This is a genomic window from Bradyrhizobium sp. B039, assembly GCF_038965675.1.
Taxonomy (GTDB): Bacteria; Pseudomonadota; Alphaproteobacteria; order Rhizobiales; family Xanthobacteraceae; genus Bradyrhizobium; species Bradyrhizobium diazoefficiens.
Map to the genome: position 1 here is coordinate 7,012,940 of NZ_CP152416.1, position 20,610 is coordinate 7,033,549.

Consider the following 20,610-nt stretch of genomic DNA (forward strand, 5'->3'; position numbering starts at 1 on the left):
CTCTCCTGCTCCGAAATGAGTTATATTTCGGGCAAATGACGGGATGCAGCCAATGACTGTCTTGGAAACGCCAATCCTCCGGGAGGTCCGGAGCAACCATCGCTCGCCTGCGGGCGTGCATCTGGTCGCGCGTGACTACCCCAGGGGCCTGCGGCTCGATCCGCACATGCACCGCGAGGCGCAGCTCGTCTATGCCGCCAAGGGCACGATGCAGGTGACGACACCGAAGGGCCGCTGGCTGGTGCCGCCGGACCGCGCCGTCTGGGTTCCGGCCGGGCTCGAGCATGCCATCGACCTGCTCGCCGACATCGAGTTGCGCACGCTTTATTTCGACCTGCCCTGGCTGAAGCGCGAGCAACGCTATGAAGGCCTGACCAAGGAATTCGTGGTGCGGGTCTCGCCGTTGCTCAACCAGGCGATCCTCGCGCTGTTCGACGCGCGCAACACGGAAGAGCGCACCGAGCTGCTGGTTCGCCTCGTCATGCTGGAATTGCACCAGGCCGAGGATTCCGCGACCTTCGTGCCGCTGCCGCGCGAGCCGCGCTGCCGGCGCGCCGCGATGATCGTGCTCGACGACCCAACCGGCCTGCACGACATCGATACGCTGGCGCGCGAGGTCGGAACCTCCGCGCGCACGCTGTCGCGGCTGTTCTCCACGGAGACGCAGCTGAGCTTCAAGAGCTGGTGCCAGCGCGCCCGGATCGCCGCGGCAATCCAGCGGCTGTCCACGGATGCGAACGTCTCGGTGAAGCAGCTCGCGACCCAGCTCGGCTATGCCAGCGTGCCGGCGTTCTCGGCCGCGTTCCGCCAGGTGACAGGGCGGACGCCGACGGCGTTTGCGGGGAAGGGGTAGCGGCAACCTCGGTGTCGTTGCTCGCCGCTCCACTCCCGGTGTCATTGCCCGCGAAGGCGGGCAATCCAGTACTCCGAGACGGCGCGGCTAGAACCGAGACGCCGCGGCGTACTGGATGCCCCGCCTGCGCGGGGCATGACAGCGGTTGTGAAGCGCGACGGTCTTCGCGGGGCATGACAACGTTCCTGAGTCGCCTGCCCTGACTAAAGTTGCCAAATTCGCCTGCTTGATTGTGATCGGCTTCTGCCTAAATCCCGTGTAAGCTTCCGCACCGCACAAACCGGTTTCGAAAGGCCCAGATGGCTAACGCCTTCTTCTCCGATCTCCTCGCCACCATCTCCGAGCGCGGCCGTACGCTGCTTCGTCGCGATTCCGCGGATACCAAACAGGACGCCGACGGGCTGATCGCGCTCTGCGGTGCGCTGCTGTCGGGCCGGGGCGAAGCCTCCGGCACAGCCATGGCGCGCGAGGTGCTCGATCTCTACCAGGACCTGGATGCGGCAGGACGCCGCGCCTTCTTCGAGGCACTGGTGCGCGATTTCGGCCCCGACCGGGAACGCCTGTCCAAGGCGATAGAGAAATGGCGCGCCAAGCCCAGCGACGAGGACGCGAGCTCGCTGCATTTCGCCTCCGAGCCGCGCCGGCAGGAGCTGATCCGCCGCCTCAACCGCGCGCCCGGCGGCACCGGCGACCTCGTCAACATGCGTGCCGACCTGCTCGGCATGATGAACGGACACACCGATCTCGCCGCGCTCGATCGCGACGTCTCGCATCTGCTTTCTTCGTGGTTCAACAGGGGGTTTCTCGTGCTGCGCAGGATTGACTGGTCAACCCCGGCCAACATCCTCGAAAAGATCATTCGCTATGAAGCCGTCCACGAGATCAGCGACTGGGACGATCTGCGCCGTCGCATCGATCCGGTCGACCGCCGCTGCTACGCCTTCTTCCATCCGGCGATGGTGGACGAGCCCCTGATCTTCGTCGAGGTGGCGCTGACCGAGACGATCCCCGGCGCGATCGCGCCGCTACTGGCGGTCGACCGCCAGCATCTGCCGATCGAGCGCGCGCGCACCGCCGTGTTCTATTCGATCTCCAACACCCAGCGTGGCCTCGGCGGCATCTCGTTCGGCAGCTTCCTGATCAAGCAGGTGGTGGAAGAGCTGCGCCGCGAATTGCCGAAGCTCGACAGCTTCGTGACGCTGTCGCCGGTGCCGGGCTTCATGCAATGGGTCAAGCAGGACAAGGAGCTGCCGCTGTCGGACGAGGATCGCGAGGTGCTGAAGCGCCTCGACGATCCCAAATGGTTCGAGAACCCCGAGACGACGGCACTGCTGCGCGGCATACTGGAGCCGCTCGCGGCGCACTACTTCCTGAAGGCCCGCACGGCGAAGGGCCGGCTGATCGACTCCGTCGCCCGCTTCCATCTCGGCAACGGCGCGCGGCTCGAGCGCATCAACTGGCTCGGCGACCTCTCGCCCAAGGGCGTGCGCGAGTCGGCCGGCGTGATGGTCAACTACCTCTACCGCCTCGACGACATCGAGAAGAACCACGAAGCCTACGCCAATGACGGCGAGATCGTTGCCTCGAGCGCGGTGAAGAAGCTGCTGAAGGGCGAAGGACGGCGGCTGCTGGACATGCGGCTGTCGTAGGGTTCTGTCGTCCTGGCGAAAGCCAGGACGACGTTGGGGAGAGTTCTCGCGACTATCGCAACGATACATGCGCGGCGTGGAGTGAATTACTCCGCCAGCGCCTTCATCTCCTTGTAGAGATCCGACTTTCCCTCGAAGCCGATGCCCGGAAGGTCCGGCATGGTGATGTGGCCGTTCTCGACGCGCACGCCGTCGGGGAAGCCGCCGTAGGGCTGGAACAGGTCCGGGTAGCTTTCGTTGCCGCCGAGGCCAAGGCCGGCGGCGATGTTGAGCGACATCTGGTGGCCGCCATGCGGGATGCAGCGGCTTGGCGACCAGCCATGGGTCTTCAGCACTTCGAGCGTGCGCTGGTATTCGCAGAGGCCATAGGACAGCGCGCAGTCGAATTGCAGCCAATCGCGGTCCGGACGCATGCCGCCATAGCGGATCAGGTTGCGGGCGTCCTGGTGGCTGAACAGGTTTTCGCCTGTCGCCATCGGACCGGGATAGAATTCGGCGAGCGCGGCCTGCAGCGCGTAGTCGAGGGGATCGCCGACCTCCTCGTACCAGAACAGCGGATAATCGCGCAGCATCTTGGCATAGGCGATGCCGGTCTCGAGGTTGAAGCGGCCGTTGGCGTCGACGGCGAGCTGCGCGTCCTTGCCGATCTCCTCCAGCACCGCCTCGATGCGCATGCGATCCTCCTCGATCGGCGCGCCGCCGATCTTCATCTTCACGACGTTGTAGCCGCGGTCGAGATAGCCGCGCATCTCGCCGCGCAGCATCGAGAGCCCCTTGCCGGGATAGTAGTAGCCGCCGGCGGCATAGACGAACACGCGCGGGTTGGCTTTGACGCCGTGACGTTCGGCGAGCAGGCGAAACAGCGGCTTGCCCGCGATCTTCGCCACCGCGTCCCACACCGCCATGTCGATGGTGCCGACCGCGACCGAGCGCTCGCCATGGCCGCCCGGCTTCTCGTTGATCATCATCGCGGCCCAGACCTTGTCGGGATCGAGATTGTCGCCGGCCTCGTTCAGAAGCTTCTTCGGATCGGCCTCCAGGATGCGCGAGGCGAAGCGCTCGCGGATCAGGCCGCCCTGCCCGTAGCGGCCGTTGGAATTGAAGCCGTAGCCGACGACCCGCTTGCCGTCGCGCACAACGTCAGTGACGACGGCGACGAGGCTCGTCGTCATCTTGGTGAAATCGATATAGGCGTTGCGGATCGGCGATGAGATCGGCTTGGTGATCTCGCGGACGTCGACGATGCGGACGGACATGGGGTTGGCTTTCTCTTATCGTCATTCCGGGGCGATGCGCAGCATCGAACCCGGAATCTCGAGATTCCGGGTTCTCGCTTCGCGAGCCCCGGAATGACAGCATGTTACTTCTTATCCCTGAAATACGGCTCGACCGGCCCGTGCACCTTGATGGTCAGCGGGTTGCCGTGGCGGTCCTTGGCGTTGCCGGCGGTGACGCGGACCCAGCCTTCGCTGATGCAGTACTCCTCGACATTGGTCTTCTCGATGCCCTTGAAGCGGATGCCGACGTCGCGCGCCAGGATGTCCGCGTTGTAATAGGGGCTGTTCGGATCGACCGACAGGCGGTCCGGAAATTCGTCGCTCATGATTGTCTCGCTCATAACAGGGTCTCGATTTGCTGCCGCAATCCTTCGGGCCGCGCGGTCGGCGCGTAGCGCGCGATCACCCGGCCGGCACGGTCCACCAGGAATTTGGTGAAATTCCATTTGATGGAGGCGCCGAGGAGCCCGGATTGCTGGCGTTTCAGATACTCATACAAGGGATGCGCGTTGGCGCCGTTGACGTCGATCTTCTCGAACAGGGGAAAGGTGACGTCGTAATTGGTCGAGCAGAATTCCTGGATCTCGCTCGCCTGCCCCGGCTCCTGCGCGCCGAACTGGTTGCAGGGAAAGCCGAGCACCGCGAAGCCGCGCGGCGAGAGATCGCGGTAGAGATCCTCAAGGCCGCGATATTGCGGCGTGAAGCCGCATTTGCTCGCGGTGTTGACGATCAGGAGCACCTGCCCTTCGAACCGGCGCATGGGCACTTCCTCGCCGAGCAGCGAGTTGGCCTTGAAGTCGTAAATCGCCGACATCGCTAACCCACGGGATCGATCGGCGACGGCGGCACGCCGCCCGCCTCGATCGCTTCGCCGGCAAGCAGGCACAGATCCTCGCGGTAGCGGCCGGACACGATATGCACGCCGACCGGCGCCTTGCCGACGAGGCCGGTGGAGACCACGAGGCCCGGCAGACCCATGAAGGGAATCGCGATCTGCGGCAGCTGCGCCTCCCAGACCCGCTTGAAGGATTCGTCATCCTTGCGGTCGAGATGATCCGGGAACGGCAATTCGCCGGAGACCGGCGTCAGCAGCACCGCATAGTTTTCGAAGAACAGCATCCAGTCGCGGGTCAGCGTGGCGCGGCGGGTCAATGCCTTCGCGTAATTCGCCTGATCCATCGGCGTCACCCTGCTGCGGTTGCCGCGCAGGCACGCCAGCGCACCGGGATCGCCTTCGCGCTCGGCCATCTCGAGCTGCGCCTCATAGCCGTCGCCGAGCCAAAGCTTGATCTGCCACTCGACCGCCTCGCGCATCGGCGGCGTGTTCTCGATCACGTCAACGGTCCAGCCCGCACGCTCGAGGCGCTTGCCGGCATCGGTCACCGCCGCCTTCACCTCCGGCGTGGTCGCAAGGCCGTCCGGGTTGAGGCAGAGCGCGGCGCGCTTCGGCCGCGCGGGGCCTTCCAGCGGCGCCGGCACATACCAGGGATCGCGGATGTCGCGGGCGGACATGGCCGCGAGCGAGATCCTGATGTCGTTGACGGTGCGCGCCAGGGGTCCCGACACCGCCATGATCTGCGGGCCAATCGGGCGTTCCGGCAGCGCCGGATTGAAGGCGGGGATGCGGCCCAGGGTCGGCCGCAGGCCATGCACGCCGCAGGCATAGGCGGGATAGCGGATCGAGCCGGCGATATCGGTGCCATGGGCGATATGGCCGATGCCGGCCGCGACCGCCGAGCCGGCGCCGCCGGACGAGCCGCCCGGCGTCAGCGAGGCATCGCGGGGGTTCTTGGTGTCGCCATGGACCAGGTTGGTGGTGAACCAGCGATAGGAGAAGGCCGGGCAATTGGTGCGGCCGAGCAGGATTGCGCCCGCCTTCCGAAAGTTGGCGACCACCGGATTGTCCTCGCGCGCGATCAGGTCGCGCTGGAGTTTCAAGCCGTTGGTGGTGGCAAAGCCCTCCTGGTCGACATTGGCCTTGATGGTGACGGGGACGCCGGCCAGCACGCCGGGGTCCTCGCCCCGGCTAATTGCGGCATCGACGGCGTCGGCCTGCTTGAGCACGTCCTCCGGCCGGTGGTCGATCACGGCGTTGAGCTGGGGATTGACGGCGTCCAGACGGGCGAGGCCCGCCTTGGCCGCCTCCCTGGCGGACACCTTTTTGGCCTTGACGAGGGTGGCGAGGTCGGCGGCCGACAGGCGCCAGAGATCTTGCATGGCTTGCTCCGTGTAACCGGCGTCTTTTAGCGCCGGGAACGCGGTAAAGCCATGCGGATTTCGCAGGGGCGAAGGCGGGTGTGGTGCCGGCTGGCGCCTCATTCTCCGTCATTGCGAGGAGCCCTTGCGACGAAGCAATCCAGACTGTCTCCGCGGAACCGGTCTGGATTGCTTCGTCGCATCAACGCAAAATTGCTTCGCAATTTTGTCGCGCGCTCCTCGCAATGACGTGGAAAGAGCGGCGGACCTCTCTAATGCCTCGTCGCGGACTGATCCGGCATGTCCAGCAGCGCTTCGGTGAAGGGAAACTCCAGCACGACTTCGCCATCGACGTCGGTGACCTCGATCACCGCCTCCAGCAGCGCCGGCTGGGTCCCTTCCGATCTCAGGACCTCCAGGATCATCTGGCGGGCGACCTCCCAGGCGCGATCGGGATTGCGCAGATCCTCGCCCTCGGGATCCACGATCAATTCATCGCCGATGCGGGTGTTGAAGAAATATTTGGGCATCACCGAGGTCCAGATTGGGTCGCCTGTAGCCGATTGGAAGCCGTTCCATACTCACAACTGGTTTATCCCGACAGGGATCACGACCTATCGGCAATTTTTCTTATGTCATTGCTCAACTTTACGGCCGCAATACGCTCTCTTTGCAGTGCAACAATTCCGCCAGCCTACTACTTAGGTCGGGAAAATTTCACTGGCGAACTTTTCCACCCGCAGTAATTTAACCCGTGGGCGGATGCGTCCGAATTCACGAAAATGGAGAGCCAAATGGCCTGGAAAGCCCCGAAGATCGTCGAAGTGCCCTGCGGCATGGAAATCAACATGTATGTGAGCGCCACCCGCAAGTAAGCGGTTGGTGAGTTTGCGTTCTGCGCAGGTGGTTCTTTCGGTCGGGCACTCTCGGCTACGATGTCTTCCGGTCACGATGCATTTCCGGAAGATAGATTTCGTGTCGGCCTGAGATCCACCTCGCGACGTTGCCTCCAGGAGACGGATCATGCTTCGCGTCGTCGTCCTGGGCGCCGGGGCTGGCGGCGGAGTGCCGCAATGGAATTGTGGCTGCGAAGGTTGCCGCACGGCCCGTGCCATCGGCGATGAGTTCTTGCGAACCCAGGCCTCGGTCGCCTTCAGCGGCGACGGTGAGCATTGGTTCCTGATCAACGCCTCCCCCGATCTGCGCCAGCAATTGAATGCCACGCCGCAACTGCACCCCAAGCCGGGCGCGCTGCGTCATACGCCGGTCGCGGGCGTGATCCTGACCAATGGCGAGGTCGATGCCGTGGCAGGCCTGCTGTCGATGCGCGAGGGCTCGCCCTTCACGGTCTATGCGCATGAGAAGGTGCTGGCGATCCTCAGCGCCAACAGCATCTTCAACGTGCTGAACGAGAAGAACGTGCGGCGCCAGCCGATCGCCATCAGCGAGCCGTTCGAGCCGCGGCTGGTTGACGGTGCGCGGTCTGGAATCGAGGTGTTGCCGTTCGCGGTCCCCGGCAAATCGGCCTGGTACCTGGAAGGCAAGGCGCATCCGGGTGGCGAGACCGGCGACGGCGATACGCTGGGGCTCAAGATCACCGACAAGACGACCGGCAAGTGCTTCTACTTCATCGCCGCCTGCGCCGAAGTGACCGACGCGCTCAAGGCCGAGATCGACGGCGCCGCGCTGGTGTTCTTCGACGGCACGGTCTGGCAGGACGACGAGATGATCAAAGCCGGGCTCGGCCACAAGACCGGCAAGAGCATGGGGCATGTCGCCATGTCCGGCGAGGACGGCGCGATCGCGCGGCTCGCCGATCTCGATATCGACAGGAAGCTGTTTCTGCATATCAATAACTCGAACCCGGCGCTGCTGCCCGCTTCACCCGAGCGGAAAGCGGCCGAGCAGGCGGGCTGGCAGATACCCGCGGATGGAACGGAGATCGTGCTGTGAATGCCGCATCACTGACTGGAATAACCGCGCTCTCGATCGGCAAGGACATCAAGCTCAACTCGGCCGAGGAGCTGGAAGCGGCGCTGCGCCATATCGGCGCGACCCGCTATCACAGCCTGCATCCGTTCCATAAGCTGCTGCACGGCGGCAAGCTGAACAAGGGCCAGGTGCAGGCCTGGGCGCTGAACCGCTACTATTACCAGAGCACGATCCCGATCAAGGACGCGGTGGTGATCTCGCGCTTCCGCGACCGCGCCACGCGCCTGGAATGGCGCCACCGCATCGAGGACCATGACGGCGATGTCGGCTCCGAAGGCGGCATCGAGCGCTGGCTGAAGCTGACCGAAGGCCTCGGCCTCGACACCGCCTATGTGGAATCCACCGAAGGCATTCTCCCCGCTACGCGCTTCGCGGTGGAGGCCTATGTCCACTACTGCCGCGAGAAGAGCCCGCTGGAGGCGATCGCCTCCTCGCTCACGGAACTGTTCGCGCCAAGCATCCACGAAGAGCGCATCGCCGGCATGTTGCAGCATTATGATTTCGTCAATCCTGATATCATGAGCTACTTCAAGCGCCGCCTCACGCAGGCGCCGCGCGATGCCAATTTCGCGCTCGAATATGTCAGGACGCATGCGAGGACGCCGGAGGAGCGTGCCTCCGTGTGCAATGCGCTGATCTTCAAGACCAACGTGCTGTGGGTGCAGCTGGATGCGCTCCAGCACGCCTATGTCGAGGGCCACATTCCGCCGGGCGCGTTCGTGCCCAAAGAAAACTAAAAAGGCGAGCTGAAGAGGAACTGTCATGGCCGGGCCGCGTCATATCAGCGTCAGCGAGGCGAGCCGCCCCGTGCTGCCGCGGCATGCCAAGCTGAAATACGACGAGACGCGCAAAGTGTGGGTGATCCTGGCGCCGGAGCGCGTGCTGGCACCGGACGAGATCGCGGTCGAGGTCCTGCAGCTCTGCAACGGCGAGCGCAGCGTCGGCGACGTTTCCGACCAGCTGGCGGCGAAATACGCCGCGCCGCGCGAGGCGATCCTCACCGATGTCATCGCCATGCTCCAGGATCTCGCCGACAAGGGCTTCCTCACCGAGGCCCGGGAGAAGACGTCATGAGCGATGTGCTCGGCAATCCCAAAATCCCGCCCGAGACAAGCGACAGCCTCGCGGTGCTGGAGAAGCAGCGCTCGACGGCGGAGACCTTCGGCATTCCGCTCGCCGTGCTGCTCGAGATCACGCATCGCTGTCCGCTGCAATGTCCCTATTGCTCCAACCCGGTCGAGCTCGACCGCTCGGGCAAGGAACTGACGACCGAGGAATGGAAGAGGGTGTTGAGCGAGCTCGCCGAGATCGGCGTGCTCCAGGTGCATTTCTCCGGCGGCGAGCCGACGGCGCGGAAGGATCTCGTCGAGCTGGTGAAGCATGCCAGCGACGTCGGCCTCTACACCAACCTCATCACCTCGGCCGTGCTGCTGACGCGCGAGCGGCTGAGCGAGCTGGCGGACGCCGGGCTCTGCCATGTGCAGATCAGCTTCCAGGGCGTCGAGGAGGGCCTTGCCGATCGCGTCGCCGGCTACCGGAACGCGCACCGCAAGAAGCTCGAAGTCGCGAAGTGGACGCGCGAGCTCGATCTGCCGCTCACCGTGAATGCGGTGATGCACCGGCAGAACCTGCACCAGCTCCCCGACATCATCCAGATGTCGATCGATCTCGACGCCGACCGGCTCGAGGTCGCCAACGTGCAATATTACGGCTGGGCGCTGAAGAACCGCGCCGCCTTGATGCCGACGGTGGCGCAGCTCGACGAATGCACCCGCCTCGTCGAGGAAGCGCGGGAACGGCTGAAGGGCCGGCTTTCGATCGACTACGTCGTGCCGGACTATTACGCGCTGCGGCCGAAGAAGTGCATGGGCGGCTGGGGCCGGCAGTTCTTCAACATCTCGCCGGCCGGCAAGGTGCTGCCCTGCCATGCCGCCGAGAGCATCACCGGGCTCGACTTCGAATCCGTGCGCTCCAACCACTCGATCGCCTGGATCTGGCAGAACTCCGAGGCCTTCAACCGCTATCGCGGCACCGGCTGGATGAAGGAGCCGTGCAAATCCTGCGAATTCCGCGAGATCGATTTCGGCGGCTGCCGCTGCCAGGCCTTCGCGCTGACGGGCGATGCCGCCAACACCGATCCGGCCTGTGCGCTGTCGCCGCTGCACGAGACCATCTTCAAGCAGGCCGAGCGCGAGGCCGAGGGCGAGACCAACCGCTTCCTCTACCGCAACTTCGCCGGCGGCACCCTGGAACCCGAGAATGACGCCTGACGCCGACGCGGCCAGCTCACTCAGGCGAGCCGATCCCTTTGCGCCGCTGACCTCCGACATGCTCGACGTCGGCGACGGCTTTGAGCTCTATGTCGAGAGCGTCGGCCGCGCCGGCGGAATCCCTGCGATCTACCTGCATGGCGGGCCCGGCAGCGGCTGCCAGCCCGATCATCGCCGGCTGTTTGATCCTGAGCGCCTCCATGCCGTGCTGTTCGACCAGCGCGGCTGCGGCCGCAGCCGGCCGAAGGGCTCGCGCGAGCACAACACCACGGCGCATCTGATCGCGGACATGGAGAAGATCCGCGAGAAATTCGGCTTCGAACGCTGGATCGTGGTTGGCGGCTCCTGGGGCGCGACGCTGGCGCTGGCGTATGCGCAGGCGCATCCCGAGCGCGTCTCCGGCATCGCGCTGCGCGCGACCTTCCTGGGCACGCGGGCGGAAGTCGTCACCGGCTTCACCGTGCGCCTGCCGCATTTCTATCCCGGGCTGCACGAGGATTTTCTCAGCGTGCTGCCGCCCGAGGAGCGGGACCGGCCGGTGGACGCCTATTGGCGCCGCATCCTCGATGCCGATCCGGCCGTGCATGGACCGGCGGCGCGGGCCTGGCACGATACCGAGCGCATCTTGTCCGAACACAAGCCCGCACGGACGCGGCTCGACCTCGCCTCGCTGAACGTCTGGCGCGCGTTGCCCGCGACGCCGTTCATGGAAGCGCACTACTTCGTCAACGACAGCTTCATGACCGCAAACCAGCTACTGCAGAATGCAGGGAGGCTCGCCGGCATTCCCGGCATCATCATCCAGGGCCGCTACGACCTGCTGTGCCCGCCCGAGACAGCGCATGCGCTCGCGAAAGTCTGGCCGGGTTCCGAGCTTCGCATCGTGGAAGAAGCCGGGCATTCGCTCTATGATACCGGCGTGAGGGACGCGGTCATGAAGTCGATCGCGGACCTTGCCTCGAAGTCCGCGCGATGAGAGGACAAGAAAAATGCCGCTCGCCGGGAAAGGCATGCTGCTGACGTCGATGAATATCGACGCGGCCGATGAGGCCGATTTCAACCGCTGGTACGATCGCGAGCATCTGGAAGAGCGTGTCGCGATCGAGGGATTCCTGGAAGCGCGGCGCTATGTCGCGCACGCCGCCAATCCCAAATATCTCTGCCTCTATTCGACCGCGACGCTCGACGTGCTCGACAGCCCCGCCTACCGGGCGCGGCTCGCGAGCCCGACCGACTGGTCGCGGCAGACCATGGCGCGTTTCAAGGACATGCTGCGCGTCGTCGCGCGCGTCACCATCAGCAACGGCAGCGGACGCGGAGCTGCGCTCGGCGTGGTGCGGCTGCGGCCGACGCCCGGCAACGCCGCGCCATGGCGTGATGCGCTGCAAGAAAGGCTGGCGCCGGAAAAGCGCGACGGCATCATCTCGATGCATCTGCTCGAGAGCGAGCCGGAATTGTCGGGCGCAGCGCCCGGGATTCCGGCAGTGCGCAACGAAGGTGCACGCGACTGGTTCGTGCTGATCGACGGCACGCATGTCGGCGCGGTCTCGGCTGTCATTGCCGAACGCTTCACCGGCCCCGCCGCATCGCCCTTCCCGCTTCCCGTCTCCGTCGGCACCTACGCGCTGATGTGGGACCTCGCGAAGAGCGACATCGCGCACCGCTGACGCGACTCCATGCACCGCAACATATTGCACCGCCGCATTGCTGCGCGCAGCCGTTAATGCTGTGCACGCGCAGCTCCCATGAAAGCGGGTGATCCCCCAAATTTGCCGTTGTACTTCGGAAGAGTTCTAATAAGCTAACCCAATGACGTCATTCAGAAACCAGATCGACGCGCGTTAAGCGTTCGCCAAGCTCAGAAGAGGCCGCCGGGTCTTTGGGCCTGCGCGGACAGGGTAGGAATGAAACCGACCGATATCGCGGCCCCCGACTACTTTCACAAAGTGGTCGACTGTCAGTGGGCCTGTCCTGCACACACCCCGGTTCCCGAATACATCCGACTGATCGCCCAAGGCCGTTACAGCGACGCCTACATGATCAATTGGAAATCGAACGTGTTTCCCGGAATCCTGGGACGCACCTGCGATCGTCCGTGCGAGCCGGCGTGCCGCCGCGGACGCGTCGAGGAAACACCGGTCGCGATCTGCCGCCTCAAGCGCGTCGCAGCCGACTTCAAGGACGACATCTCGCAGCGCCTGCCGCGCCCTTCGCCGAAGAACGGCAAGCGCGTCGCGCTGGTCGGCGGCGGTCCGGCCTCGCTGACGGTGGCGCGCGATCTGGCGCCGCTCGGCTATCACTGCACCGTGTTCGATGCCGATCCGGAAGCCGGTGGCATGATGCGCTCGCAGATCCCGAAGTTCCGGCTGCCCAATTCCGTCATCGACGAGGAGACCGGCTACATCCTCAATCTCGGCGTCGAGTTCAAAGGCGGTCACCGCATCGAGAGCATGAAGGCGCTGCTCACGGAGAAGTACGACGCGATCTTCGTCGGCTCCGGCGCGCCGCGCGGCCGCGAGCTCGACATTCCCGGCCGCAAGGAGGCCGCCGCCAATATCCATATCGGCATCGACTGGCTGTCCTCCGTTTCGTTCGGTCACACCGACAAGATCGGCAAGCGCGTGATCGTGCTCGGCGGCGGCAACACCGCGATGGATTGCTGCCGCACCGCGCGCCGCCTCGGCGGCGAGAAAGTCACGGTGATCGTGCGCTCCGGCTTTGAGGAGATGAAGGCCTCGCCGTGGGAGAAGGAGGACGCGATCCACGAGGATATTCCGATCCTCAACTACATGGTGCCGGTGGCATTCAAGCATGTCGCCGGCAAGCTCATCGGCGTCACCTTCCAGCACGTCAAAGCCGAATACGACGCCAAAGGCCGCCGCAACCTGGTGCCTTCGGGCGACCCCGAGCAGACCATTCCCTGCGACGACGTGCTGGTCGCGGTCGGCCAGGAGAACGCCTTCCCCTGGATCGAGCGCGACTGCGGCATCGCGTTCGACAAGTGGAATATGCCGCAGGTCGACCCCAAGACCTTCGTCTCGACCAACCCCAAGGTCTTCTTCGGCGGCGACGCCGCTTTCGGCCCGAAGAACATCATCTGGGCGGTGGCGCAGGGCCATGACGCCGCGCTGTCGATCCACAGACTGCTGTCGGGCGAGGACATCACCGAGCGGCCGCTGCCGGAGGTGCACGTCTCCTCGCAGAAGATGGGCATCCACGAATGGAGCTATGACAACGACATCTCCGTCGACAAGCGCTTCAAGGTGCCGCACCGCGACAAGGTGATCGCGCTGAAGGACATCCGCACCGAGGTCGAGCTCGGCTACGACGTCAAGCTCGCGCTCGGCGAAGCCCATCGCTGCCTGAACTGCGACGTACAGACGGTGTTCTCGACCTCGCTCTGCATCGAGTGCGATGCCTGCGTCGATATCTGCCCGATGGACTGCATCACCTTCACGGAGAATGGCGAGGAAGCCGATCTGCGCCAGCGCCTGAAGGCGCCCTCGCCGCACCCCGACCAGGATCTTTACGTGTCCTCCGATCTCAAGACCGGACGCGTGATGGTGAAGGACGAGGATGTCTGCCTGCATTGCGGGCTGTGCGCCGAGCGTTGTCCCACCGGAGCCTGGGACATGCAGAAATATTTGATCGAAATGACTCACGCAGGTTCAGCATGTCCGACAAAAAGCCGATCAGCAGCGTAAACGACTTCGTCGTCCGCTTCGCCAACGTCAACGGCTCGGGCTCGGCCAGCGCCAACGAGATGTTCGCGCGCGCGATCCTGCGCCATGGCGTGCCGGTCTCCCCGCGCAACATCTTCCCCTCCAACATCCAGGGCCTGCCGACCTGGTACGAGGTGCGGGTGACGGAGGACGGCCATCTCGGCGCCCGCGGCGGTGTCGACATGATGGTGGCGATGAACCCGCAGACCTGGGACAAGGACGTCGCCGGTATCGAGCCCGGCGGCTATCTGTTCTACGATTCCACCAAGCCGATGCCGTCGACGAAATTCCGCGACGACATCACCGTGATCGGCGTGCCGCTCACCGCGATCACCAACTCGACCTACACCGATCCGCGCCAGCGCCAGCTGTTCAAGAACATCATCTATCTCGGCGCGCTCTCGGCGCTGCTCGACATGGACGCCAAGCTGATCGAGCAGCTGATCGGCGAGCAGTACAAGGGCAAGGAGAAGCTGCTCTCCTCCAACGTCCACGCGCTGCATCTCGGCCGCGACTGGGCCTTGCAGAACCTGAAATGCCCGATCGGGCTGCGGGTGAAGAAGTCCGACAAGGTGGGCGACCGCATCTTCATCGAGGGCAACAGCGCCGCCGCGCTCGGCGCCGTCTATGGCGGCGCCACGGTGTGCGCGTGGTATCCGATCACGCCGTCCTCGTCGGTGGCGGAAGCCTTCACCGCTCATTGCAAGAAGTACCGGCACGACCCTGAGACCGGCAAGGCGAAATACGCCATCGTGCAGGGCGAGGACGAGCTTGCCTCGATCGGCATCGTGATCGGCGCCTCCTGGAACGGCGCCCGCGCCTTCACCGCGACCTCCGGCCCCGGCATCTCGCTGATGACCGAGTTCATCGGCCTTTCATATTTTGCCGAGATCCCGGCCGTGATCATGAACATCCAGCGCGCCGGGCCTTCGACGGGCATGCCGACCCGCACCCAGCAATGCGACATCATCGCCTGCGCCTATGCTTCGCACGGCGACACCAAGCATGTGCTGCTGTTCCCGGAAGATCCGGCGGAGGCGTTCGAGTTCGCAGCCGCCGCCTTCGATCTCGCCGAGCGGCTGCAGACCACGATCTTCCTGATGCTCGACCTCGACATCGGCATGAACCACCGCCTCTGCCGCCCGCTGAAGTGGGACGATGCGCGGCAGTATGACCGCGGCAAGATCATGACCGCGGAGATGCTGGAGGAAGGCCGCGACTTCGGCCGCTATCTCGACGTCGACGGCGACGGCATCCCCTACCGCACCTATCCCGGCACGCATCCGACCAAGGGCTCCTATTTTACCCGCGGTACGTCCCGGGATCGCTATGCGCGCTACTCCGAGGAAGGCCCGGTCTACGCCGACAACATGCAGCGCCTGGTGCGCAAGTTCGAGACCGCGCAGGACCTCGTGCCGCGGCCGCTGCAGGCCAATGCGGAACGGCCGACCAAATATGGCGTGATCTATTTCGGGTCCACCTCCCCCGCGATGGACGAGGCGATCGGATTGCTCGAGGCACGCGGGCATCAGCTTGATCGCCTGCGCATCCGTGCCTTCCCGTTCCACTCGAGCGTGGCGAGCTTCCTCGCCGAGCACGATTTCGTCTACGTGGTCGAGCAGAACCGCGACAGCCAGCTCCGCCAGCTCATCGTCAACGAGAACGGCATCGATCCCGTCCGCCTCGTGCCGATCGTGCATTACGACGGCTCACCAATCACCGCCCGTTTCATCGCAAAAGCCATTGGCGATCACCAGGATCAACTCAAGGTGACCCCGCTCCGCAAGGCCGTATCATGACCTATATTGCCAAGCCGAAATTCCATCATCCGGGCCTCAAGAAGAACGAGCTCGGCTACACCCATCGCGACTACGAGGGCAAGATCTCGACGCTGTGCGCCGGCTGCGGCCACGATTCGATCACGGCCTCGATCATCGAGGCCTGCTATGAGCTGTCGATCGAGCCGCACCGGGTGGCGAAGATCTCCGGCATCGGCTGCTCGTCGAAGACGCCGGACTATTTCCTCGGCAATTCGCACGGCTTCAACTCCGTGCACGGCCGCATGCCCAGCGTGCTGACCGGCGCCAACCTCGCCAATCGCGACCTGATCTATCTCGGCGTGTCCGGCGACGGCGATTCCGCCTCGATCGGCTTCGGCCAGTTCGCGCATTCGATCCGGCGCGCCGTCAACATGACCTATATCGTCGAGAACAACGGCGTCTACGGCCTCACCAAGGGCCAGTTCTCGGCGACCGCCGACCGCGGCTCGAAGTCCAAGAAGGGCGTGACCAACACCGACAACGCCATCGACCTCGTGGCGATCGCGCTGCAACTGGGCGCAACCTTCGTGGCGCGCTCGTTCTCCGGCGACAAGACCCAGCTCGTGCCGCTGATCGCGGCCGCGATCCGCCACAAGGGCGCGTCCTTCATCGACGTCATCAGCCCCTGCATCGCCTTCAACAACCATGCCGGCTCGACCAAGAGCTTTGACTATGTCCGCGAGCACAACGACGCCGTGAACCGGCTCGACGTGCTGGTCGGTCGCGATCCGATCGCCGTGGACTACGCGCCGGGCACGGTGCAATTGGTCGAGCAGCATGACGGCAGCAAGATCGCGCTGCGCAAGATCGACGCGGACTACGATCCGCATGACCGGCTCGGCGCCCAGACCTTCCTCGCGAAGCACGCCGCCAAGGGCCAGATCGTCACCGGCCTGCTCTATGTCGATCCCGACGCGGAAGACCTGCACGCGCATCTCAACACGGTCGAGACGCCGCTCAATACGCTGGAAGCGGACACGCTGTGCCCGGGCTCGGCGGCCCTGGACAAGTTCAACGCCAGCCTGCGGTGATCATCTGCCGCGCTGAGGCAGCGGCCTGACGCGCACGGTGATCTTGTCCGACACGACAGGCGGCTCGAACGGATAGTGCTTCGCGTCGCCCAGCACCAGTTGAAGGGTATGGGTCCCGGGCGGAAGCTCGAGAAATGTTTCGGTCTGCCCTGCCCCGAAATGCAGATGCGACTTGTCCTGCGGGATCGGCTCCTTCGGATCGATGGGGTCGCTGACGTCGACCAGCAAATGATGATGGCCGGCGTTCTGGTAGTCGTCGCCGGCATGCGTCACGCCCATGTTGCGCAAGCCGAACCGGACCAGGAAACCGGCGCGCACCCTTTGCCCGTCATACGGGGTGATGAAATAAACCTTTGCGTCCTTTGGAGCAGCCTTACCCTGCGAGAAGGCCACGCCCGGGAGCAATGTGAGCACCGCCGACAGCGCAACGCAGCGAAGGATTTGCATCGGATCTACTCCTGCACTCAAGGACCGAGCGCGACGCGGAATCCATGCGTCGGGTAACGAACATTGGTATCGTAACCGTCGCGGTTGGACGGCCGCACGTATCTCGAATCGTTCTTCCAGGAGCCCGAGCGCAGGACGTGCGAACTGCAGTCCCCACCGCTCCATGCCGAACCGTCATTGGGCGCGCCTTGATAAGTCCTGTGCCAGCAATCGGCGACCCACTGATCGACGCCGCCGCCCATATCGTAGAGTCCAAATGGATTGGGTTTGAAGCTGCCGACCTTCGACGGCTGCTCGGCGGCTGCGTCACCGCAATCCTTGCACCCGGCCATGCCCGGCTGGAGCTTGTCGCCCCACCAATATTTGCTCTGCGTTCCGCCGCGCGCCGCATATTCCCATTCCGCTTCGCTCGGAAGCCGGTACGGCTTCTTCGTCGCCTGCGCCAGCCAGGCCGCATATTGCTGGGCATCGGTCCAGCTTACATTCGTGACGGGGGCGTCGTCCTTCCCGATCGCCGTAAAGCCACACGCCTTTGCGGCGGCGCATTCATTCCACTCCCGCACCGTCACAGGGTATTTGCTGATCGAGAATGGCTTGATCGCGACCTGGTGAACAGGGCGTTCGGTCGGATCGTCGTTGCTTCCCATCGTGAAGCTACCGCCGCGAATGGCGGTCATGTCCGGCTCGCTGGCGGGCGTCGGCGATTGGCTGGGCGTCGGCGTCGGTGCCGGCGGCGCAGGTGAAGCCAACGAGGGCGACGGTTGCGGCGTCGGCACGGCCGATTCGCGCGCCGGAGGCTGCTGGACAGGAGATGCGACCGGAGAGGCAGTCGGCGTGGCGGCCTGCTCGCTTCCCTTGCCGGGCGGCTGCGCCAGAAGATACCAGAGCACGCCGGCTGCGCTGACCAGCAACGTCAAGCTGAGGAGAAAGATCAAGGTATTCTCGCGCCGGCCTCGCGTCCCGCCGACGGCATCTGCGTCGGGCAGGACGCGATAGATGCGTACGGGGTCGGTGATGTTCTTCACCTTGCGGTCGCCAAGGGCCTCGTAGCCGCACACCACCTTGTGCTTGATCTGCTCGTAGATCGCGCCCGAGATGTAGACCTGACCGGGCTCGGCAATGCCCTCGATACGCGTGGCGATGTTGACGCCATCGCCGTAAACGTCGTCCGGCTCGATGATGACATCGCCGAGATTGACGCCAATTCGGTACTCGATCCGGGAGTGCTTCGGAAGCGAGGCATTGCGGCCGATGAGATTCTGCTGGATGACGATGCTGCAGCGAACGGCCTCAACAGGGCTATCGAAGATAGCGATGAAGCCGTCGCCCGTCGTCTTCACCAGGCTTCCATGGTGCTCGACGATACTGGGCTCGATGAGGTCCCGCTCAATCCGCTTGACGCGGACATGCGTGCCTTCCTCGTCGGCCTGCATCAAGCGGCTGTAGGAAGCGATGTCACCGACAATGATTGCTGCGAGACGACGAGGCATGGCGCCGTGCGAAGGCGGCTCGTTCTGATTCCCGGATCTGAAGTTGCGAATTTCGCCCATTGCGCGGGGACTCCACAAACTTACAAAGGCCGCCCCACCCTACGATTTCGAGAAGCAATCGTCTGTGAAGGCTATCACATTGACAAACTGGGACAATGTCGAAGGACTCGCGACATCGAGTTCCAGGGAGCGACGACCTTGAACCCTTCCGGTCCAACCAGCGACTAAAGCACCGCTCGGAACATCCATCTCATGTCGGTCCAGTGATGACGATGTCTGGGAGGAGCGAACGTGAACGCGCCGCGCTTACCCTGCGACTAACGGCCCGCCTGGGCTTCCGCTATCGCCATCGCAGCGACGATTTCGACTCCAGCGGGTCGTGCGGCAGCCACGCGGTGCTTCTCACTCAGGGCGACGGAGTCCGCCACTGGTTCAGCCAAGACACATCGGGCTTCAATGGACAGGCTCGGGCTCAGCTGCGGCGCGACCCGAATATGCCAACCGGCCGGCCGTCCAGTATTGCTTGCAGGTCTCGAACAGCGTTTCGCCGTCCATGGTCAGGCCGCCCGTGACGAGCACGCCGTCCGCGCCAATGGGCTTGTTCAGCAGCGACAAGACGCGCTTCAGAAAGCCGCCTTCGAACCGCCCGGCAAGAAGAGGATCGACCTGAAGAACGACGATCTTCTGGCTGCGATACCGAAAGATCGATATGTCCCTCACCGATCTCCACGAGATGGTGTCATCGGCGATCCTGGTGTCGCGAATGCCGATACGGGTGATGAAGAGGACCGGCTCCCTGGCGGAGATCAATGTCGAGAGCGTCTTGCAGGTGGTCAGGCCGAAAAACACGATGCCGAAATAGCTGAGCGCGATCTGGATCGTGGCGATGTCCTTGCCATAGTGCCAGCTGAATGCGAGCGCGCCGCACAGCAGCGTCGCCAGCAGGCTGGCTCCCAGCAACTTGAACAGCCGCGCAAGGGAATAGCCGATCGCAAGGTTGGGCAAGTTCTGACTTATGGACATTTTGACCGCCACCAGTCATCTGCAACAACCAGGGGCTTACCAACCCCCCTCCTTCCAAATTGTTACAGCGGGAACCTTGCGCGAGGCTGCCCGCGAGGCGTGCGGCCAGGAACGCTTGAACGCAACGCTTTCCGCCCGCGACTAACGGCCAATCGGCCCTGACCGTCCCGCCGCGGGCCGTCAACGGCTCACGCGTTCGGTGCGACCATGAAGCTTGCCCTCCTCCTGCCGCTTGTCCTTGCCGCATTCACCGGCCTCGCCCACGCCGATGAGGCCGATAAAGTCCGGGAAACCACAAAGGCCGAAGCCGACGCCTTCACGGCCCGAATCTATGCGGGAGCGCCGGGTGACAAGGCCTATGCCTGCTTCGTCCGCCGCTACGATGCCGAGCATCTGGCGCGGCATCCCAAGCAGAAGGTCGCGTCGATGAAGCTGCTGATCTCCGCGGAAACCGACAAGGAGGACAAGCAACTCCACAATTCCTTCCGCCTGGGCTTCCGCTATCGCCATCGCAGCGGCGATTTCGACTCCAGCGGGTCATGCGGCAGCCACGCGGTGCTTCTCACGGAGGGCGACGAAGTCCGCATGGGCTGCGGGGTCGACTGCGAAGGCGGCGGCATCGAAGTGGCGCTGTCCAAGGACAACAGGTCCGCCATCATCCGGCTCGAACAGGTCAGGGTCTGGCAGAACAACAAGCCGGATGACGAGGCCGAGCAATCGCTGGTCGCCGGCGCCGACGACAAGATTTTCCGCCTCGACCGCACCGACAATGGCGAGTGCGCCTCGCTGGTGACCGACCGCAAGGAACTCGCCGCGCTCCGCCACAAGTGATATGTGTCC

The 20,610-nt window shown here is 64.3% G+C and carries 21 protein-coding genes; 13 read left to right on the forward strand and 8 right to left on the reverse strand.

Going from position 1 to position 20,610, the window contains the following annotated elements; translation table 11 throughout:
- The first annotated feature begins 52 nt into the window (after nucleotides 1-52).
- Nucleotides 53-853, forward strand: a complete 801-nt coding sequence (locus AAFG50_RS33295; protein ID WP_038967656.1) for a helix-turn-helix transcriptional regulator — start codon at nucleotides 53-55, stop codon at nucleotides 851-853.
- A gap of 299 nt (nucleotides 854-1,152) precedes the next feature.
- Complete coding sequence (locus tag AAFG50_RS33300) at nucleotides 1,153-2,502, forward strand: malonyl-CoA decarboxylase (RefSeq protein ID WP_011089468.1); 1,350 nt, start codon at nucleotides 1,153-1,155, stop codon at nucleotides 2,500-2,502.
- 86 nt (nucleotides 2,503-2,588) lie between these two features.
- Here AAFG50_RS33300 and tarD read toward each other — a convergent pair whose 3' ends face one another.
- The 5 genes from tarD to AAFG50_RS33325 form a co-directional block, all read right to left on the reverse strand.
- Nucleotides 2,589-3,758 carry a D(-)-tartrate dehydratase gene (tarD, locus tag AAFG50_RS33305; protein ID WP_028174563.1) on the reverse strand — a complete coding sequence of 390 codons (1,170 nt, stop codon included), beginning with the start codon at nucleotides 3,756-3,758 and terminating at the stop codon, nucleotides 2,589-2,591.
- Between the two features lie 104 nt (nucleotides 3,759-3,862).
- A complete protein-coding gene (locus AAFG50_RS33310) occupies nucleotides 3,863-4,120 on the reverse strand; it encodes a DUF3297 family protein (RefSeq protein ID WP_011089470.1) in 258 nt (85 codons plus the stop codon).
- A complete protein-coding gene (locus AAFG50_RS33315) occupies nucleotides 4,117-4,593 on the reverse strand; it encodes a glutathione peroxidase (protein WP_011089471.1) in 477 nt (158 codons plus the stop codon). Before AAFG50_RS33315 ends, AAFG50_RS33310 begins: the two co-directional genes overlap by 4 nt.
- Before the next feature lie 2 nt (nucleotides 4,594-4,595).
- The gene (locus tag AAFG50_RS33320; protein ID WP_028174562.1) at nucleotides 4,596-5,996 is read right to left on the reverse strand and encodes an amidase family protein; all 1,401 of its coding nucleotides are present in this window, start codon (nucleotides 5,994-5,996) and stop codon (nucleotides 4,596-4,598) included.
- Between the two features lie 251 nt (nucleotides 5,997-6,247).
- On the reverse strand, nucleotides 6,248-6,505 hold the full coding sequence (locus AAFG50_RS33325; protein WP_028174561.1) for a hypothetical protein: 258 nt from the start codon (nucleotides 6,503-6,505) through the stop codon (nucleotides 6,248-6,250).
- A 264-nt stretch (nucleotides 6,506-6,769) separates the two neighbouring features.
- Here AAFG50_RS33325 and pqqA point away from each other — a divergent pair, with 264 nt between their 5' ends.
- The 10 genes from pqqA to AAFG50_RS33375 all read left to right on the forward strand — a co-directional run bounded on the left by pqqA (nucleotide 6,770) and on the right by AAFG50_RS33375 (nucleotide 16,810).
- The gene (gene pqqA / locus AAFG50_RS33330; protein WP_007595659.1) at nucleotides 6,770-6,850 is read left to right on the forward strand and encodes a pyrroloquinoline quinone precursor peptide PqqA; all 81 of its coding nucleotides are present in this window, start codon (nucleotides 6,770-6,772) and stop codon (nucleotides 6,848-6,850) included.
- A gap of 148 nt (nucleotides 6,851-6,998) precedes the next feature.
- A complete protein-coding gene (gene pqqB, locus AAFG50_RS33335; protein ID WP_028174560.1) occupies nucleotides 6,999-7,928 on the forward strand; it encodes a pyrroloquinoline quinone biosynthesis protein PqqB in 930 nt (309 codons plus the stop codon).
- Nucleotides 7,925-8,704, forward strand: a complete 780-nt coding sequence (gene pqqC / locus AAFG50_RS33340; RefSeq protein WP_011089476.1) for a pyrroloquinoline-quinone synthase PqqC — start codon at nucleotides 7,925-7,927, stop codon at nucleotides 8,702-8,704. The genes pqqB and pqqC overlap by 4 nt, the downstream gene beginning before the upstream one ends.
- A 25-nt stretch (nucleotides 8,705-8,729) precedes the next feature.
- A complete protein-coding gene (gene pqqD, locus AAFG50_RS33345) occupies nucleotides 8,730-9,041 on the forward strand; it encodes a pyrroloquinoline quinone biosynthesis peptide chaperone PqqD (protein WP_027546876.1) in 312 nt (103 codons plus the stop codon).
- Nucleotides 9,038-10,237, forward strand: a complete 1,200-nt coding sequence (gene pqqE / locus AAFG50_RS33350) for a pyrroloquinoline quinone biosynthesis protein PqqE (protein ID WP_028174559.1) — start codon at nucleotides 9,038-9,040, stop codon at nucleotides 10,235-10,237. The genes pqqD and pqqE overlap by 4 nt, the downstream gene beginning before the upstream one ends.
- On the forward strand, nucleotides 10,227-11,213 hold the full coding sequence (gene pip / locus AAFG50_RS33355; protein ID WP_028174558.1) for a prolyl aminopeptidase: 987 nt from the start codon (nucleotides 10,227-10,229) through the stop codon (nucleotides 11,211-11,213). Before pqqE ends, pip begins: the two co-directional genes overlap by 11 nt.
- A 13-nt stretch (nucleotides 11,214-11,226) precedes the next feature.
- Nucleotides 11,227-11,904: a DUF4286 family protein gene (locus AAFG50_RS33360; protein ID WP_028174557.1), complete on the forward strand. Its 678-nt coding sequence runs from the start codon at nucleotides 11,227-11,229 to the stop codon at nucleotides 11,902-11,904.
- A gap of 237 nt (nucleotides 11,905-12,141) precedes the next feature.
- Complete coding sequence (locus AAFG50_RS33365) at nucleotides 12,142-13,941, forward strand: FAD-dependent oxidoreductase (RefSeq protein WP_028174556.1); 1,800 nt, start codon at nucleotides 12,142-12,144, stop codon at nucleotides 13,939-13,941.
- Nucleotides 13,911-15,758 (forward strand): 2-oxoacid:acceptor oxidoreductase subunit alpha, encoded by a 1,848-nt coding sequence (locus AAFG50_RS33370; protein WP_028174555.1) that lies wholly within the window; start codon nucleotides 13,911-13,913, stop codon nucleotides 15,756-15,758. Before AAFG50_RS33365 ends, AAFG50_RS33370 begins: the two co-directional genes overlap by 31 nt.
- Nucleotides 15,755-16,810 carry a 2-oxoacid:ferredoxin oxidoreductase subunit beta gene (locus tag AAFG50_RS33375; protein ID WP_011089483.1) on the forward strand — a complete coding sequence of 352 codons (1,056 nt, stop codon included), beginning with the start codon at nucleotides 15,755-15,757 and terminating at the stop codon, nucleotides 16,808-16,810. The genes AAFG50_RS33370 and AAFG50_RS33375 overlap by 4 nt, the downstream gene beginning before the upstream one ends.
- Here AAFG50_RS33375 and AAFG50_RS33380 read toward each other — a convergent pair whose 3' ends face one another.
- The 3 genes from AAFG50_RS33380 to AAFG50_RS33390 all read right to left on the reverse strand — a co-directional run bounded on the left by AAFG50_RS33380 (nucleotide 16,811) and on the right by AAFG50_RS33390 (nucleotide 19,770).
- Nucleotides 16,811-17,257, reverse strand: coding sequence for a DUF4399 domain-containing protein (locus tag AAFG50_RS33380; RefSeq protein ID WP_028174554.1), 447 nt, complete (start codon nucleotides 17,255-17,257; stop codon nucleotides 16,811-16,813).
- A gap of 17 nt (nucleotides 17,258-17,274) precedes the next feature.
- Nucleotides 17,275-18,807: an SUMF1/EgtB/PvdO family nonheme iron enzyme gene (locus tag AAFG50_RS33385; RefSeq protein WP_028174553.1), complete on the reverse strand. Its 1,533-nt coding sequence runs from the start codon at nucleotides 18,805-18,807 to the stop codon at nucleotides 17,275-17,277.
- Between the two features lie 393 nt (nucleotides 18,808-19,200).
- The gene (locus AAFG50_RS33390; protein WP_028174552.1) at nucleotides 19,201-19,770 is read right to left on the reverse strand and encodes an STM3941 family protein; all 570 of its coding nucleotides are present in this window, start codon (nucleotides 19,768-19,770) and stop codon (nucleotides 19,201-19,203) included.
- A 207-nt stretch (nucleotides 19,771-19,977) separates the two neighbouring features.
- Between AAFG50_RS33390 and AAFG50_RS33395 the strand changes: the two genes are divergently transcribed.
- On the forward strand, nucleotides 19,978-20,601 hold the full coding sequence (locus AAFG50_RS33395; protein WP_028174551.1) for a hypothetical protein: 624 nt from the start codon (nucleotides 19,978-19,980) through the stop codon (nucleotides 20,599-20,601).
- Nucleotides 20,602-20,610 lie beyond the last annotated feature (9 nt).

Bases quoted from the DNA above. Each gene is read 5' to 3' on its own strand.
- AAFG50_RS33295 (WP_038967656.1), top strand. From the start codon at position 53: ATGACTGTCTTGGAAACGCCAATCCTCCGGGAGGTCCGGAGCAACCAT.
- AAFG50_RS33300 (WP_011089468.1), top strand. From the start codon at position 1,153: ATGGCTAACGCCTTCTTCTCCGATCTCCTCGCCACCATCTCCGAGCGC.
- tarD (WP_028174563.1), bottom strand. From the start codon at position 3,758: ATGTCCGTCCGCATCGTCGACGTCCGCGAGATCACCAAGCCGATCTCA.
- AAFG50_RS33310 (WP_011089470.1), bottom strand. From the start codon at position 4,120: ATGAGCGAGACAATCATGAGCGACGAATTTCCGGACCGCCTGTCGGTC.
- AAFG50_RS33315 (WP_011089471.1), bottom strand. From the start codon at position 4,593: ATGTCGGCGATTTACGACTTCAAGGCCAACTCGCTGCTCGGCGAGGAA.
- AAFG50_RS33320 (WP_028174562.1), bottom strand. From the start codon at position 5,996: ATGCAAGATCTCTGGCGCCTGTCGGCCGCCGACCTCGCCACCCTCGTC.
- AAFG50_RS33325 (WP_028174561.1), bottom strand. From the start codon at position 6,505: ATGCCCAAATATTTCTTCAACACCCGCATCGGCGATGAATTGATCGTG.
- pqqA (WP_007595659.1), top strand. From the start codon at position 6,770: ATGGCCTGGAAAGCCCCGAAGATCGTCGAAGTGCCCTGCGGCATGGAA.
- pqqB (WP_028174560.1), top strand. From the start codon at position 6,999: ATGCTTCGCGTCGTCGTCCTGGGCGCCGGGGCTGGCGGCGGAGTGCCG.
- pqqD (WP_027546876.1), top strand. From the start codon at position 8,730: ATGGCCGGGCCGCGTCATATCAGCGTCAGCGAGGCGAGCCGCCCCGTG.
- pqqE (WP_028174559.1), top strand. From the start codon at position 9,038: ATGAGCGATGTGCTCGGCAATCCCAAAATCCCGCCCGAGACAAGCGAC.
- pip (WP_028174558.1), top strand. From the start codon at position 10,227: ATGACGCCTGACGCCGACGCGGCCAGCTCACTCAGGCGAGCCGATCCC.
- AAFG50_RS33360 (WP_028174557.1), top strand. From the start codon at position 11,227: ATGCCGCTCGCCGGGAAAGGCATGCTGCTGACGTCGATGAATATCGAC.
- AAFG50_RS33365 (WP_028174556.1), top strand. From the start codon at position 12,142: ATGAAACCGACCGATATCGCGGCCCCCGACTACTTTCACAAAGTGGTC.
- AAFG50_RS33370 (WP_028174555.1), top strand. From the start codon at position 13,911: ATGTCCGACAAAAAGCCGATCAGCAGCGTAAACGACTTCGTCGTCCGC.
- AAFG50_RS33375 (WP_011089483.1), top strand. From the start codon at position 15,755: ATGACCTATATTGCCAAGCCGAAATTCCATCATCCGGGCCTCAAGAAG.
- AAFG50_RS33380 (WP_028174554.1), bottom strand. From the start codon at position 17,257: ATGCAAATCCTTCGCTGCGTTGCGCTGTCGGCGGTGCTCACATTGCTC.
- AAFG50_RS33385 (WP_028174553.1), bottom strand. From the start codon at position 18,807: ATGGGCGAAATTCGCAACTTCAGATCCGGGAATCAGAACGAGCCGCCT.
- AAFG50_RS33390 (WP_028174552.1), bottom strand. From the start codon at position 19,770: ATGTCCATAAGTCAGAACTTGCCCAACCTTGCGATCGGCTATTCCCTT.
- AAFG50_RS33395 (WP_028174551.1), top strand. From the start codon at position 19,978: ATGAAGCTTGCCCTCCTCCTGCCGCTTGTCCTTGCCGCATTCACCGGC.